Annotated in this window: 12 protein-coding genes and 1 pseudogene; 8 read left to right on the top strand and 5 right to left on the bottom strand. The window is 51.4% G+C overall.

Going from position 1 to position 14,247, the window contains the following annotated elements; translation table 11 throughout:
- Positions 1-45 precede the first annotated feature (45 nt).
- On the bottom strand, positions 46-531 hold the full coding sequence (locus OLX72_RS20240) for an Hsp20/alpha crystallin family protein (protein ID WP_433989453.1): 486 nt from the start codon (positions 529-531) through the stop codon (positions 46-48).
- A gap of 341 nt (positions 532-872) precedes the next feature.
- Between OLX72_RS20240 and OLX72_RS20235 the strand changes: the two genes are divergently transcribed.
- The 3 genes and pseudogenes from OLX72_RS20235 to OLX72_RS20225 form a co-directional block, all read left to right on the top strand.
- Positions 873-2,615: an adenylate/guanylate cyclase domain-containing protein gene (locus tag OLX72_RS20235; protein WP_433989452.1), complete on the top strand. Its 1,743-nt coding sequence runs from the start codon at positions 873-875 to the stop codon at positions 2,613-2,615.
- Between the two features lie 317 nt (positions 2,616-2,932).
- Positions 2,933-4,093: an adenylate/guanylate cyclase domain-containing protein gene (locus OLX72_RS20230; protein ID WP_114870773.1), complete on the top strand. Its 1,161-nt coding sequence runs from the start codon at positions 2,933-2,935 to the stop codon at positions 4,091-4,093.
- Positions 4,094-4,344: 251 nt separating this feature from the next.
- Positions 4,345-4,521: pseudogene (locus OLX72_RS20225) on the top strand (IS630-like element ISSpo6 family transposase); the annotation flags it as partial.
- 242 nt (positions 4,522-4,763) lie between these two features.
- Here the strand turns inward: OLX72_RS20225 and OLX72_RS20220 are convergent.
- Entirely contained in the window at positions 4,764-6,128 is a 1,365-nt protein-coding gene (locus tag OLX72_RS20220; protein ID WP_205388938.1) for a mechanosensitive ion channel family protein, read from the bottom strand.
- A 418-nt stretch (positions 6,129-6,546) separates the two neighbouring features.
- Between OLX72_RS20220 and OLX72_RS20215 the strand changes: the two genes are divergently transcribed.
- Positions 6,547-6,870 carry a hypothetical protein gene (locus tag OLX72_RS20215; RefSeq protein ID WP_114870412.1) on the top strand — a complete coding sequence of 108 codons (324 nt, stop codon included), beginning with the start codon at positions 6,547-6,549 and terminating at the stop codon, positions 6,868-6,870.
- Between the two features lie 16 nt (positions 6,871-6,886).
- Here OLX72_RS20215 and OLX72_RS20210 read toward each other — a convergent pair whose 3' ends face one another.
- Complete coding sequence (locus tag OLX72_RS20210) at positions 6,887-8,023, bottom strand: hypothetical protein (protein WP_114870411.1); 1,137 nt, start codon at positions 8,021-8,023, stop codon at positions 6,887-6,889.
- A 275-nt stretch (positions 8,024-8,298) separates the two neighbouring features.
- Here OLX72_RS20210 and tnpA point away from each other — a divergent pair, with 275 nt between their 5' ends.
- The 4 genes from tnpA (at position 8,299) to OLX72_RS20190 (ending at position 11,484) form a co-directional block, all read left to right on the top strand.
- Positions 8,299-8,697, top strand: a complete 399-nt coding sequence (gene tnpA / locus OLX72_RS20205) for an IS200/IS605 family transposase (protein WP_433988602.1) — start codon at positions 8,299-8,301, stop codon at positions 8,695-8,697.
- Between the two features lie 616 nt (positions 8,698-9,313).
- Complete coding sequence (locus OLX72_RS20200) at positions 9,314-9,580, top strand: LysR family transcriptional regulator (RefSeq protein ID WP_433989451.1); 267 nt, start codon at positions 9,314-9,316, stop codon at positions 9,578-9,580.
- A 31-nt stretch (positions 9,581-9,611) separates the two neighbouring features.
- Positions 9,612-10,316, top strand: coding sequence for an IS6 family transposase (locus tag OLX72_RS20195; protein ID WP_433989450.1), 705 nt, complete (start codon positions 9,612-9,614; stop codon positions 10,314-10,316).
- 259 nt (positions 10,317-10,575) lie between these two features.
- Positions 10,576-11,484: a Hint domain-containing protein gene (locus OLX72_RS20190; protein WP_114870423.1), complete on the top strand. Its 909-nt coding sequence runs from the start codon at positions 10,576-10,578 to the stop codon at positions 11,482-11,484.
- Positions 11,485-11,772: 288 nt separating this feature from the next.
- Here OLX72_RS20190 and OLX72_RS20185 read toward each other — a convergent pair whose 3' ends face one another.
- Together OLX72_RS20185 and OLX72_RS20180 are read right to left on the bottom strand one after the other, a co-directional pair.
- On the bottom strand, positions 11,773-12,192 hold the full coding sequence (locus tag OLX72_RS20185; protein ID WP_433989449.1) for a VOC family protein: 420 nt from the start codon (positions 12,190-12,192) through the stop codon (positions 11,773-11,775).
- 518 nt (positions 12,193-12,710) lie between these two features.
- Positions 12,711-14,039 (bottom strand): adenylate/guanylate cyclase domain-containing protein, encoded by a 1,329-nt coding sequence (locus tag OLX72_RS20180; protein ID WP_433989448.1) that lies wholly within the window; start codon positions 14,037-14,039, stop codon positions 12,711-12,713.
- Positions 14,040-14,247: the final 208 nt, after the last annotated feature.

Raw genomic sequence — 14,247 nt, 5'->3', positions numbered from 1 at the left:
TGTGAACCGCCACGGGGCCCTTCTGTTTAGTTTTCGGGTAATTGCTTATCCCGAAGACTCGATTTTGATCTTCTTTGCTTTCGCCACCTGCTCGGGTGGTTTTGGAATTGTCACGGTCAGCACGCCGTCCTTCGCGTGGGCCTTCACGCTGTCGGGATCGATCTCAAACGGCATGGTCATGTCACGCCTGAAGGAGCCTGACGTCCGCTCGACTCGGCGAAACTGACGGCCTTCGTCCTCTTTCTTCTCTTCCTCTTCAGAAACTTTTTCACCACTGACGCAGATACGGTTCCCTTCAATCGAAACATCGACATCTTCCATGCTGATGCCTGGCAGCTCGGCAGTGATACAAACTTCTTTCTCAGTCTCGCTGACATTCGAACGAACAGAGAGCCCACCGGACTTCATGGGAAGGTTCTTGCCAAAGTCTTCGAACATTTCATCAATTTGTTTTCGAAGAGCGCCAAAAGGATCATTAGCGTCATCCTTTTCGCCATCAAAAAATGCGGGTAACCAGTTGCGCTTGGTCATCAAATTTTCTCCCATCCAATTTTGTCGGATAGGCAGTTTAGCAGGCGTCGGCAAACGCGGTATGATTTAAGTCAAACCGGCTAGATTAACGGAAGCTTTGGGCTCGATGCAGTCATTCGACTGTTTTTCTCTGATGACCGGTTCGTCGCGTTAAGCAGCCGTTCACAACCGGAAATTCGAAGTTTTGGTTTTAAACGACTGCTTTCACCAGGACCGGACGTTCGCTGCGGTTGCGACGTATGTCTCACATGCGGACAAAGCCTCCTTCGACAAACCCTCGAATTCAGTTTCACATGGTCTTGTTGTTAAACGACCGGTATGCACAGGAAGGGAGGACATCTGTGGAGCGTCAACTCGCAGCAATTCTGGTCGCCGATATGGTCGGTTACACAAGTCGGATGGAACAGGACGAGTCTGGCACTCTTACTGCTTTTTCTGTTTGTATGGATCAAATAGTCACGCCTCTCGTAAACCGTCATCGTGGACGCATTATTAAGCTTATGGGTGATGGCCTTCTGGCCAGTTTCAATAGTGCCGCTGATGCGGTTTCTTGCGCCATCGAATGGCAACGGGCGACCTCGGAAGGGTCCGACCCGATCCGTTTCCGCATCGGTATCAACCTTGGTGACATCATCATGCAAGATGGTGATGTCTTCGGGTCGGGCGTCAACCTTGCAGCGCGTTTGGAGCAATTGGCGCCTCCCGGAGGCGTGCTTGTCTCTGACGCGGTATATCGTGTGGTCGGCAACCGCATTCCAGTTCCATGGGAGGATGCGGGCACGCACTCCATCAAGAATGTTTTCGAGCCGGTGCGCGCTTGGCGCGTTGCGGGAGATAACAAAGCGGACGCTGAACCGCCGAAACCGGCGGCTGTCAAAAAAGCTGCCATCGCGGTTCTGCCCCTACACAACATGAGCGACGACCCTGAGCAAGCATTTTTCAGCGACGGCATTGCGGAAGATATTATCATGGGCTTGTCGCGCTTTCGTACGCTTCAGGTTATTTCCCGAAACGCGTCTTTCAGATTCAGAGCACAAGACATCGATCCCGCGGAAATTGCTGCGGCGTTGGGCGCCGATTATCTTGTTGAGGGCAGTGTTCGAAAGGCTGGAAGTCGGGTCAGGATTTCTGTGCAGCTCGCCGATGCCGTAACTGGCACGCAGTTGTGGTCGGAACGCTATGACCGCGAATTGGAAGACATCCTATCCGTACAGGACGAAGTGACCCGCAGCATAGTGGCTGTACTACCAGGCCGTGTGCAGCATGATTTTGTCGACCGCTCAGCACAGAAACCGGCAGATGAAATGAAGGCCTATGAATTGATGCTGAGAAGCAAGGCTCTCCGTGACGGACTGAATGCCCGGGACACTGCCAAAGCGCGCGCATTGCTGGAACGGGCCGTCGCACTCGATCCGTCCATAGCCCGATCTTATATGTACCTCTCTGACACCTATGTTATCGACCTTTGGCTTGGACTGGCGGACCCAGACGCTCCTGATCACGCGTTGCACATCGCCCGTAAGGGCGCGGCTCTGGACAACCGAGACCCCTACATTCAAGATCAACTGGGATTTGCCTATTTGTGCGCAAGGCTCTGGGATGAAGCCGATGTACAGTTCGAAAAGACGATATCGCTGATCGAGAACGAGGCTGAATCTATGGCTTGGTGTGGCTACGGCTTTCTGTTGCTGGGACGTCATGACAAGGCGCGGGAAGTGGTCTTAGAGGCGATGCGGTTGGATCCATTACATCCTCCTGCGATCGACTGGATCATGGGGCAGGTCGAATTTTTTTGCGGAAACTTTGAGGCCGCGCTCGGATTGCTGATCGGAGAAGCGCGGCTAAATTCTTTGGCCGCGGCTTTCATGGCCGCTTCTTATGCGCATCTTGGCCGGCAAACTGAGGCGGCGGCAGCCTTGAAGGACTTTATTTCGGAACGTCGCGATGAGTTTGGCGGCCGAGGCATTGAGGTGACCGAAGAAAATTTTTCCATTCTTGCGCATGGTTTCAAAAGCATGTGGCGGCAATCAGACGATTTCGAACTACTGGCCGTTGGTTTGCGCAAGGCCGGACTGTCTAATTAGGGGCAAGTCATCAGTCGTCATCCGACAGCTTTGGGCTGATTGTATTGAAAAACTCGACGCAGCGAAATTTGGTCCAAAATATTGGAACATTCTCCCTGAAGACTGGGTCTCATGAAAAGATGTTTGCAAAAGCGGGCTATCGCGGGAAAAAATCTCTGAATTTGACCATTCCGGGTAGGACACCGAGTGTTTTCAACATGGCGTAATCAGAACCAGCGCGCATCAACGGCCGCTTCCAGTGCTTTGTACATGTGCTGGCAAAATTGCTTTGTATCATTAACTATTGAAAGTGCGCGGTTTGAAGAGCTTTATGCATCATGAACTGCGATCAAAAAATCACTCAAATCATCACTTGGCTAATAGCCGGAGCGCCTCCACCCGGCACGTTCGAGAACTTCATTGGGATATTCTCGGAGAAACTATTTGCCGCGGGCGTTCCGATAGCTTCCATTGCGTTTTACAAATTTAATGTTCATCCAATATTGCCAGCCGAAGGCGTTATTTGGACCATAAAAAAGGGTGTGTGGCATGTCCCTGTTTCCAATGACATGGTCGAGAGCGAAGCATTCCATCATGGACCGCAGGCGACGACGATACGCATGCAACGTATGCTCCGTTTCAGATTTGATGACGAAGAGGACGACGGTGGCGATGCAACCCTGAAAGGATACCGCGATGCAGGTTACACCGATCTCATTTGCCTGCCTTTGTTTAATGTTGATGGATCTGTCTCCCGTTGCGTGTTTGTTGGGACGAAGACCGATAACGGGTTCGATGACGATGTAGTCGCGCAATTGCGCCGATTGCAGGCGCCCGTTGCTCGTGTGTGTGAGCACTTTGGCGACCGAAGCGATATGAGGGTCTCCCTGACCACCTATTTGGGACAGGACATCGGCCGCAAGGTTATGGACGGGAAAATCCAGCGCGGCGAAGGGGAAACCATTTCTGCGATCATATTGTTCGTGGACTTGGTGAGCTACACCGCAATGTCAAATTCGCGTTCGGGGACCGAAGTTCTAAAGGTGTTGAATGCATTTTATGAAATTATCGATGCTGCCGTGGTTGCTAACTACGGCGAAATTCTGAAATTCATTGGTGACGGCGCTTTGATTATTTTTCCAGTTGTCGATGATCTAACCGCTCTGGAAGCTGCTGCGCAAAATGCATTGAATGCTGTTGCGAGTTCAAGGACCGGAATTGAAAAACAGCGCAGTGAAACGCCAATAGAATTTCGCGCCTCGCTCCACATTGGAGAAATATTTTATGGCAATGTTGGTAGTCAAAACCGTCTTGATTTCACGGCAGTTGGCCCAGCCGTCAATCTAGCGTCACGTTTGCTAGATCATGCAGCTAAATTGAATGCAAAGACGGTCTGCTCCCATGAGTTTCACACAATCACTGGAGACGTGACTGATGCAGGCATAAAATGTGATCTAAAGGGGTTCGATAACGCCGTGCCGGTTTTCATCTTGGAGTAACCCCCGAAGACTGAAGGCTCCTGCTTTTATAAGCCGACATTCAGCCCTACCACATTGTCGGTCAAAATGGGCTCAAAGCGGAAGTTCACAGGTTTTTGGCGAGTGTCTGCTGTGTCGCGTCAAGCCGCCGTTGGCGACTGGAAATTCGAAACTTTGGTTGCGAATGGCTGCTTTCACCGGCACCAGACGTTCGCTGCACTCTGTATTTATGACCGCCTTGCGGACCAAGTGTGAATTCGCTGCGTTTGCGTTACAGCCCAGACCTGAACCCGATTGAAATGGCCTACTCCAAGCTCAAGGCGCACTTGCGACGGCTCAAGGCGCGAACCTTCGACACTCTATTCCAATCTGTTGCACAGACCTGTGAACTCTTCCCACCAGACGAGTGCCGAAACCTCTTCAAGGCTGCCGGATATGGTGCAGATTAAATGGACGCCGCTCTAGCATTCAAACTGGACCACTCAAATGGGGCAGATCAACTTGAGATAATTAGACAAGGCTCACCAAGTGATTAGGTTCTGACCCCTAAAAAATTTCAGGAAATGATTGGCGGCAAAGCAGACCTCGGCGCGCTCCGCAGCGAATGACCGGTGAGAGCCCATAGCAGAGGTTGTTTGGCTTCTTGGCTTCCCTGTGGCGCACGAAGCAGGTCGGGCGCAAGCTCCTGCACTCAGTCCGTGTTCTCAACCGATCGCTTTGTTTGAACATTTAAATCAGAGTTAGATTGTTCCATATGAACGCTACGTTGCGGGAATGGAATCGAGATGCCTTCGGCATCAAAGCGTTCTTTTACCAACTGCTGCATATCCCAATAAAGCGTCCAGTAGTCCTCCGTTTTCGACCAAGGCCGACACAGTAGATTCACTGAAGAATCCGCCAACTCTCCGACGCAGATTGCCGGTTCGGGTGTCTCCAGAGCAAGAGGGTGGGCTGCAACCAACTCTGCAAGCAATTTGATCGCCTGTTCAATGCTGTCAGAATAGCTGATGCCAAAGACCATATCGACGCGTCGTGTCGCACTGGCAGTGACATTGGTTATTACACTGTTCCAGACCCTGTTGTTTGGAACCGCGATTATCTTGTTGTCGACTGTGGCAATGGTTGTTGAAATCAAATTGGTCTGTTGGACAGTACCAGTTGCAAAACCTTCAAGATCGACATAGTCGCCTTCATCGAACGGCTTATTTATCATTATCATAAACCCGCTGAAGAAATTGGCGATAGTTTCTTGCATCGCAAAGGCCAAAATAAAACTGATACCGCCGACTAGGGCGAACAGTGGTGCCACGTCCATGCCCAAAATCGACAGCACTATTATCAATCCAATTATCAAAGTCAGCCAATAAAACAGCCCGCCCAAAAATGTCGAAAGAAGTGAAGACAAACCACTTATCCGGCCCATCCAACGCCGCGTGACAGAGCGGATCATCCGCGCTACAAAAAGCAACCCGAGCAGCGACACCACAACAACGATACTGTCAATTGCAACTTTGATGCCCCCGTCACGCGCGGTGAGCCATTTCAGAACGCGCTGGTGCAATGTTTCGACATCCGCATTGCGGATCTCGTCAATAATTATGGCGCTGCGGTAGGCTCGGTATTTGGCGATTTCGTCAGCACTACCACCTTTTTTCTGCCAGTCATTCAAAACGAGAACAAAATTGTCGAACATGTGTCGTCGTTCGTCAGCGAGTTCTGCGACTCGCTCCCGAAAAACATCAGCTGTTTCTCCATCCAATTCATTGACCCGCAGCGTAGCGTCGACAACATCCTGTGTTTGTTCCTGAACAATACGCTGCCACGCCTCGGATGCTGCGGCGAGTTGCGTCTCAGTTAGCGGCAGTAACAAAAGCTCCAACCGCTCACTCTCGATCCGAGGATCCAGGATATGTGAGGGCAGGTTGAACTCCTTTGCCAGCGCGTCGATATCGATTTCGCCAGCGTTGGTAAGTGATGGCGTGGGATCTTCTGACGGGAGTTTTTCATCAGCAGGTGACCGAGTCTGGTCAGAACCGTCTGTCGATTGGGCAAACACGGGCGGACCGTTGAGGACCAGTAAGCCGATTAAAATAAGACTGAGGATACATAACGCTCGACGTAGCATTCGAGGCCTTTCCAGTAGTGTTTTTTGCAACATTAGGAGATTGACCGAGGGTGACAAGCTAAACCAAGTAGCTGCAATAGGTATCTTTTGTCTGACATTCGAGACTTTGGAACTGATTTGAGCAACTAGACAACAGAAAAATCCTTGTTGCGAACACGCCATCTGAAGGCAAATTTTGTGTCCTTTTTGCGTTTCCCTAAACTATCTGAGCATTATGCCAAAAACCACGGTTGGTTGAAGCCATGGACAACATGCTATCGAAAAGTTGAAATTTTCGCTATCAGAAGCATGTTTACGGCTACAACGTGGCTGCTGTCGGCTTAGGCCATGGTTTGGAGCCGACCCGGCTGTGCTTGAAACCCTCGCGCTGCCGGCTTGTGAAACTGTTTCACTCGCTCTTCCCGGTGCCACCACCGGTGTCTTGAAACCGGGTGAAATTATCGACGTGCAGATTGAGGCACCGGCCGAAACAGCGGTTTCATTCTATTTCGACGGGCCAGAAGGCGTGGAAATGACTATCTTTGAACAGCAAGGCAATCTGATCACCGCAGTATCATCTGACACCAAGCAAGACGCTATGCTGACGAGCGCAGGCGCATTGATTGCGCGCGTTGCGGACCTTAACGGACAAGGTGGCGCATGGAATTTGACAGTTCAAATTCAACAGCCGTAAGGGCTGACTGAACGGCTCAAGGTGCGTGTGGCGGCGCTGGTTGCGCGGTCTTTTGCGACGTGTCCAAGTGCACAAGTGCAGGTGTTGCAAGGTTCAGACTGCGTGCAAATGCTTCTTCGAACATAATCCTGACAATCGCGTTATCCGTAGCGCGCATGTGTTTACGTATTTTACTGGTAAGCTTCGTTTCGGGGAGGGGTGACAGATAATAATACAACCGGAATGAAAGCGCGTAGTCACCGGCGTCCACCGCTGCCCACTCGAAAGATAGTTTTTTATTCACCATAATATGGTCGTCTTCAAAAGCCCTTGCACAGCAGGCATCTACAGATTTTTCAATCTTTTCGAATAGGTTAGTTACCGGATCGCGCGCACCTGTCGGAGATGGATACCCCAGCTTGAATTCGAGCGTCCGGCGAAGACCGTCAACCGATGCGCGCTTTGTGTAATTTTCGATACCCCACTTCATAAGATCACAGTTTCGAACCAGAATGCGGTGGTTTTTATCCACATCCAGAAGCAGCGTATAGAACGGAGTAAGGCGGTTGATGATGCATAGACGATCACGGTCGCGCAAAATGACTGTGTCGCCTTCTTCGGCCATGGACGATCCCAGAAGGACGACGCCATGGAACAGATCCGGCAACCAGATCGCGCTGGTGAGCACGAAGAACGCTGCAATAATGCCGATGAAACCGGTTTTCTCCAAAAGGCTGTTCAGGCCCCAAATCTCAATCAAAACATAGATCAGGATAATCAACATTGCGCCGAGCAATACAACACTCGCCATGCGGCTGTGATAGCTGGGAACAGCGACCATTTTGCCGTCAATCTGCCGTGTTGCGCCAAACTTGGCGTCCAGCATACGTCCTGAGACATTGAAAAAAACAAAGCATATGGTAATCGCAAAAACCGTCAACGACATGTTGAGCAGCATCCGGTTGTAATAGATCCCGACGATGTTGTGCAAAACGATGTCGGATAATTGCAGCACGAGGAAAATCACCAGCACGACACGCAGGGTCATCACTTGCAGCGAGGCTCCTTCGCTATCTTTTTTGAGCCCAAGAATGCGCGGGGCCAGCATAAACGCAAACGCGCCGACGATCATCGCAGCAATCGGGACAGAATAGATCTGCAATTCTGGGGACATGTTACCTCTGATCGAAATTCGGCAGAGCCATTTAAGCACATTCACGCCCAAATGAAACGCCACTCATGGCGGGTGCTTAGCCGCAATTAAAAAGCGACGGCTTGGTGGAAGCACAAAAAAAAGGAATTGCTGTTTGCAGCTATTTTACTTTCCACCTAATGGATTTAAGCCACCGGCTTCCAGCCGGTTCGCTTCAGCGAATCTATTCTGATCTTCTCTCCTGAATTTTGAAACCCGCTGAGGCGGTATGGTTTCAAAATTCAGGAGAGAAGATCATGCGCTACTCGTCATCCGCGCACACGCGATTCTATCATAGATACCACGTCGTATGGGCCACGAAGTACCGGTACAAGGTTCTGCAGGGTGCCATGCGTGAGCGGATCCGTGAAATAATCATCCAGACCTGCGGAGAACTGGGTGTCCATATCGTGAAAGGCGTTTTGGCGCGCGATCATATCCATATGTTCCTGTCGATCCCGCCCAAGCTGTCCCTGTCCGATGTCATGCAACGCATCAAGGGTCGCTCATCCCGACGCATCCAGATGGAGTTCCCTGACCTGCGCAAGCGGTATTGGGGCAGACGCTTTTGGGCGCGTGGGTATTTCTCGACGACCTCCGGGAACGTGACTGACGATGTCATCAAGCAGTACCTGGAATTACATTCCACCAAATGATGCCTCCTGCGTCACCAGGAGGTCCTTCACTTTTTGCAGCCGAAGCAAGCCGCCCGATGCGAGTGCAGCATAATTCACCGAACTAACCGCATCGAAAACGCGACCGTTTCGCGGCGCTGCGGCAGAATTTCCCCAAAGCGGTCGTTGAACTCGGCCAAATTGGTGCAAATCGGAACCGGACGTTCGCTGCTCACGTCTCGGATGTCTCAGTTGCGGGACAGAACGGTCGCTCTGTCCGCAGTGTTTTTCGGTCAAACTGGCTCGCTGGTCGCAGCAAATTCCTCAAGACGTCGAGCGGCCTTGTGAAGTATTGCCGCAAGGCGGACGCAGACCTCGCATGTGAAACTCCCGCGCATTTCATGGCCAGCTTCAAGCCGGGTAATTTCCAACTCAAGTAGTTCACATCGGGGGTTCCACCCCTCCCGAAGCATCATCATTTCGTAGTCAGCAAATGGCTTGGTTTTCTGTCCGGAGTGCATTGTCATTTCCTCTTTATGGTCTCTTGATTTGGTGGTCTCTGAAGAAAGAATGCTCCGGTCTGGGGGCCCATGACAAACGATGGTTTTTTGGTACATAGAAAAGAAAAATTTGTGTATGATGCGTTATGGTCTTCCGAATGCCTCCGCTCAAACAGTTACACGCCTTTGAAGCCGCCGCCCGGCATCAGAGCTTCAAGAAAGCGGCAGAAGAGTTACATGTGACACAGGCGGCGATAAGCCATCAGGTTCGTGCACTCGAAGATCATCTTGGGAAGAAACTCTTTCACCGAAAGACCCGCCAACTCGTGCTGACGGATGCAGCAAGAGAGTTTGCTGAAGGTCTATTTGGTGCTTTTGCGCAAATGCAGGCCTCTGTTGGGTACTGTCAGAGCAAAATCACTTGAGGCGGGCAGGGCGGTTTTGTAGCCTCGTCGGATGACCAAATCTGATCCATTTCGCTATTTCAAAACGAGCCGTGAGATAATCCGCCTGGCGGTGATGCTCTATGTCCGGTTCCCGCTGTCGCTGCGCAACGTGGAAGATCTGCTGCACGAACGCGGCATCGATGTCAGTCATGAAGCGGTGAGATACTGGTGGCATCGCTTCGGTCCAATGTTCGCGGCGGAGATACGAAAACGGCGTATTGCGACCATGAGATCGAGCAAGTGGCGCTGGCATCTGGACGAGATGTTCGTGAAGATCAACGGCGAGCAGAATTATCTATGGCGAGCTGTCGATCATGAAGGCGAAGTCCTGGAAAGCTTTGTGACAAAGACGCGCGACAAGAAGGCCGCGTTGAAATTCTTAAAGAAAGCAATGCGTAAGCACGGCAGCCCAGAAGTGATTGTGACAGACGGGCTGGCATCGTACGGCGCTGCGCTGAAAGAAATCGGTGCGGAACACCGCCAAGAAACCGGCCGGTGGATGAACAATAGGGCAGAGAATTCACATCTGCCGTTCCGACGACGAGAACGGGCCATGCTTCGCTTCAGGCGCATGCGAAGTTTGCAGAAATTCGCCTCCGTCCACGCATCCGTTTACAATCACTTTAATCAGGACCGCAGCCTTTCAACTCGGACGAATTTCAAACTCAACCGCGCTACCGCTCTGGCTGAGTGGCGCGGTCTCGGTGCGGCATAAGGATCAGCCTTACTGTCCTTGCAGAGACGAGTTCGAATTGGTCTGACAGCACCTCGAGGACGTGTAACATGGATGTCGTCTAAGTCCGCTCAGCCGACATCGGTGCAGCCTGCGGCGAAGGTTCGTTCCGAGCCAAAGTAGCCTACATTTCGTGCTTGAGAAACTGCGTGAAGACGGTGCCTTTTTCCAAACACAGTTTGGTCAAATTGGGTTTGTGTTTTGCCGCTATCAGGCTCGTAGGCAGAGAAGGAAGTAAAAAATGGCCAGTCAAGAGGTAACTGGACCCTCAGTTCTAACAATATTAGCAGGTCAGACGTCTACGTCTGGACAATATACCGCTTCTAAAGCACCGGCGACGTGGTCCGTGGCCGTGCAAAACGACGGCGCGCTCGACCCAGGCGAATACACCGTCACCGTATCCGCTTTAGGCCTAGTCACAGTGACATTACTTCCGGGTGCAACGATACCACCAACGGGTGTGACGATGTCCTTGGTAGTGAGCGCCTCATCCGGCAACGGTAACGGCAACAACGACTCACTCATTGTGTCTGTGCAGATTGATGCGGATGCAGTGCCTTGTTTTGTTGCAGGAACCTTAATTGATACTGAGACTGGCTCGCGCCCTGTGGAAGAACTGCAAGTTGGAGACCGTGTTTTAACCCACGACGGAAATAGCAAAAAGATCCGATGGGTTGGCTCACGACGGCTGGACTCGCAAAGTCTGCGGAACTTTCCAAACCTCAGGCCAGTGCTGATCAAGCGAGATGCCCTGGGTCAAGGACGGCCGAAGAGAGATTTATATGTATCGCCCCAGCACCGGATATTCATCTGCGGCTGGCGTGCCGAGTTGCTGTTTGGCGAGTATGGTGTACTAGTACCTGCGGTGCATTTGGTAAACGATCAAACGATAATTCGAAGCCCATCAAACAAACCCGTCACGTATTATCACTTTGCAACGGAACAGCATCAGATCGTCTTCGCCAACTCACTTCCCGCCGAAACTCTGTATCCGGGTGACATGGCGTTGTCCGCAGTGACGCATTCGGATGCGCTGGAACTCTTGACAATATTCCCTGAATTGTTGGACCCGTCAGGCAAGGCGGCACCTTCATTATATGCACGTTGTCTGCGAGGTCACGAAGGGCAAATAATTGGCGCCATCAACTAGCCGTTCGCTTCGGGCTACCAATGCTAGGGCGCTCTAGTGCCAATTGGCTTCGATACGATATCACGATGCGACAGAGTCGGCATAGTTTAAATAGAAGTCCGTTCTGTCCCGCAGAGCGGAAGTAGACCAATTTTTCGTCAGTGTCCGCTCTTGTGGTAAGTGGTCGTTCATAACCAAAACTTCAAATTTCCAGTCATGAACGGCTGCTTAACGCGACGAACCGGTCGACAGAGAAAAATAGTCGAATGACTGCATCGAGCCCATAGCGGTAGCGATAGAACTGTAATCTCACGTTTCTCCCGGCATTTGGGCTGCGTTCACTTCGATCGTGTTGAGATCGGGGTCTAACAGATAGAGTTGCGGGAAGCCGGCGAGGCCTTCACGAATCATGAGAACTCTTTTTCTGTCACCTTCGGGCAGATCCTCTCGAAAACCAGCCGCCTCCAAGTGTTCGACCATTCCCTCGAAGTCGTCCGTGCAGAATGCGAAGTGCACGTCGGCGATGTTGGGAGACGGGGCGCTTCGATAAGTTCCAGCTTCATTCAGCACGAGATGGATTTGCCGATCGCCACATCCCAACCACACGCCTGGTATCGGAAATGGCGGGCGAGGCAAGCGCTCCAGTTTGAAAAGATCTTCGTAGAAAGAGGCCGACACCTCAACATCTCTCACGGGATACGAAATGTGATGGAGTAGCATTTCTGTCATGGCATCGATCTCCCTAATATCTTCGACGTGGACAATACCATATGCTGATCCGAAAGGCTGCTCGGACCGCGCAACGGTCATTGGGTAGAAACTAACGGATGCCCGCTCCGAGCCCAAACTTACAGCGGCGCTTAAATTTCTTCTCACACCCTCAACCGTGATTTGAGATATTTGGCGATCGGGCGTCAACATTGTAAAAGGTCGAATCTAGTAGCACTTGGGCGTCCGACTGCCCCGCTATTCAAGATCGGCGGAGTTGCACTTTCGCACAAAACTATTACGCCAACGGTATAACTCGGTTAAGCCCGCAACTGAGACATTCGACAGGCGTGCAGCGAATGTCCGGTACCGCTGAAACCCATCATTCACAACCAAAACTTCGATTTTCTAGTCGCGAACGACGGCTAAACACGAGACAGGAGACGCTCAACAAAATTCGGCGAAGGTCCGTTCCGAGCCCAATGCGATCATTCACTTACCAGCGTCTTAAGTCCGCTTCGGAGATTGCACTACTCGTTTCAATTCGCCACTTGGTACAGCGGCCATTCCCCCGGTACTCCTTTAAGCTCGCGGCTACCAAGCGAAGTGAATTCTAAACCTGAGCCAACAACCAAATCCTTCACTGTTTGTGAAGCTGCAATTGCTTGTGGCGCAGCCTCTGACATAATTCTGGCAGCTATATGAACCGCCAACCCGCTCAAGTCCTCGCCGCGCATCTCGCACTCGCCAGTGTGAATTCCAATTTGGCATTGCAGTCCGAGCCGGTCGATATCCTCGCCAATCGTTTTCGCAAACTCGATGGCTCGTGTTGGCCCACTGAAAGACAGAAGATAGCCGTCACCTGTATGCTTGATACGTCTGCCTCCGAACGCGGAAACTCTACGGCCAACATTCAAATCAAGTTGCTCGAGGATGCTCTTCCACCTCTCATCCCCCATAGTTGACAGGTGATCTGTGGAGCCAACAATGTCTAGAAACAGAATTGTCTTAAGCGCCCTGTCTACAGACGCACCAGATGTTTCACCAACCACAAATTCCTTGATTTCCGCAATGAGCCTGTCCTGATCTCCGTACCATACAATATGGTCGTTACCGGGGATTACCCTCAGTTTGGCGTTGGGAATGTTGTCTGCGATGAAGCGCGCGTTTTCTATCGGGCACCACAAATCATGTTCGCGATGAATGACCAAAGCCGGAGCTTGAATGATTGGTAGAATATCGCGGTAATCTATTTGATAGTTCATACGTGTGATCTGTTCTGCCGCACGCGGGCTTGCTGAAAACCGCAAATACGAGGCAAACCAATCCGCGACTGCTGGGTCGTCGGCGACACTTGGTGCACCATCTTTTAGCGCAAAAGGCTCTCCCCAGTTTTCGAGAAAGCTTGCGATTTGTGGTTCAACTTCCTCTGGCTTAACGCCATACGGATAATCTTCAGTCCAAACGTATTTTGGTCGGCTGCCATTGAGTATCAGATGGCTGACACGCTCGGGATATGTGGCGGCAAAAACTGAACACATAGCGCCACCTTCGGACACACCGAAAAGTACGGCCTTTTCAGACCCCACCGCATCCAAAACCGCATTTATGTCTTCAGATCGCTGTTCCAATGTCGCTACGCCGACATCGCGGTCCGACATACCTGTTCCGCGCTTGTCGAAAAATATGACCCTTGCCATGCGACCAAGCTTGGTCAGGAAACGCGCGTAATCTGGGCTTTCCCAAGCATATTCAACGTTGGTCAACCAACCTTGTGCGAAGAGCAGGTCAAACGGACCATCTCCGAAAACCTGATACGCAATATTGAGGTCGCCACAATTGGCATAGTGGGTTTTAGGTCTGGGCAAACTGTCCTCGCTTTCAATTAATAAGACTGCCAGAAAGCGTTTCCTCTGTCACTTCGCTTGAAATGATAATCCATTGCGAAGCAGGCTTTCTGCGCAGACACCGCAACGGCAAATTTGTCCGCTCTGCAGCCATTGGTGCAGTCTGCGGCGAATGACCGGCCCGATCGTCAGAGCAGAAGTGCTACTGAGCTGACGCTCACAAAGACGC

The organism is Sulfitobacter sp. TBRI5, from assembly GCF_051013555.1.
Classification (GTDB): domain Bacteria; phylum Pseudomonadota; class Alphaproteobacteria; order Rhodobacterales; family Rhodobacteraceae; genus JL08.
This window is presented reverse-complemented; position numbering and strand designations above follow the sequence as displayed.

Coding starts and splice junctions, on each gene's coding strand:
- OLX72_RS20240 (WP_433989453.1), bottom strand. CDS start 531: ATGACCAAGCGCAACTGGTTACCCGCATTTTTTGATGGCGAAAAGGAT.
- OLX72_RS20230 (WP_114870773.1), top strand. CDS start 2,933: ATGAACTGCGATCAAAAAATCACTCAAATCATCACTTGGCTAATAGCC.
- OLX72_RS20210 (WP_114870411.1), bottom strand. CDS start 8,023: ATGTCCCCAGAATTGCAGATCTATTCTGTCCCGATTGCTGCGATGATC.
- tnpA (WP_433988602.1), top strand. CDS start 8,299: ATGCGCTACTCGTCATCCGCGCACACGCGATTCTATCATAGATACCAC.
- OLX72_RS20200 (WP_433989451.1), top strand. CDS start 9,314: ATGCCTCCGCTCAAACAGTTACACGCCTTTGAAGCCGCCGCCCGGCAT.
- OLX72_RS20195 (WP_433989450.1), top strand. CDS start 9,612: ATGACCAAATCTGATCCATTTCGCTATTTCAAAACGAGCCGTGAGATA.
- OLX72_RS20190 (WP_114870423.1), top strand. CDS start 10,576: ATGGCCAGTCAAGAGGTAACTGGACCCTCAGTTCTAACAATATTAGCA.
- OLX72_RS20185 (WP_433989449.1), bottom strand. CDS start 12,192: ATGACAGAAATGCTACTCCATCACATTTCGTATCCCGTGAGAGATGTT.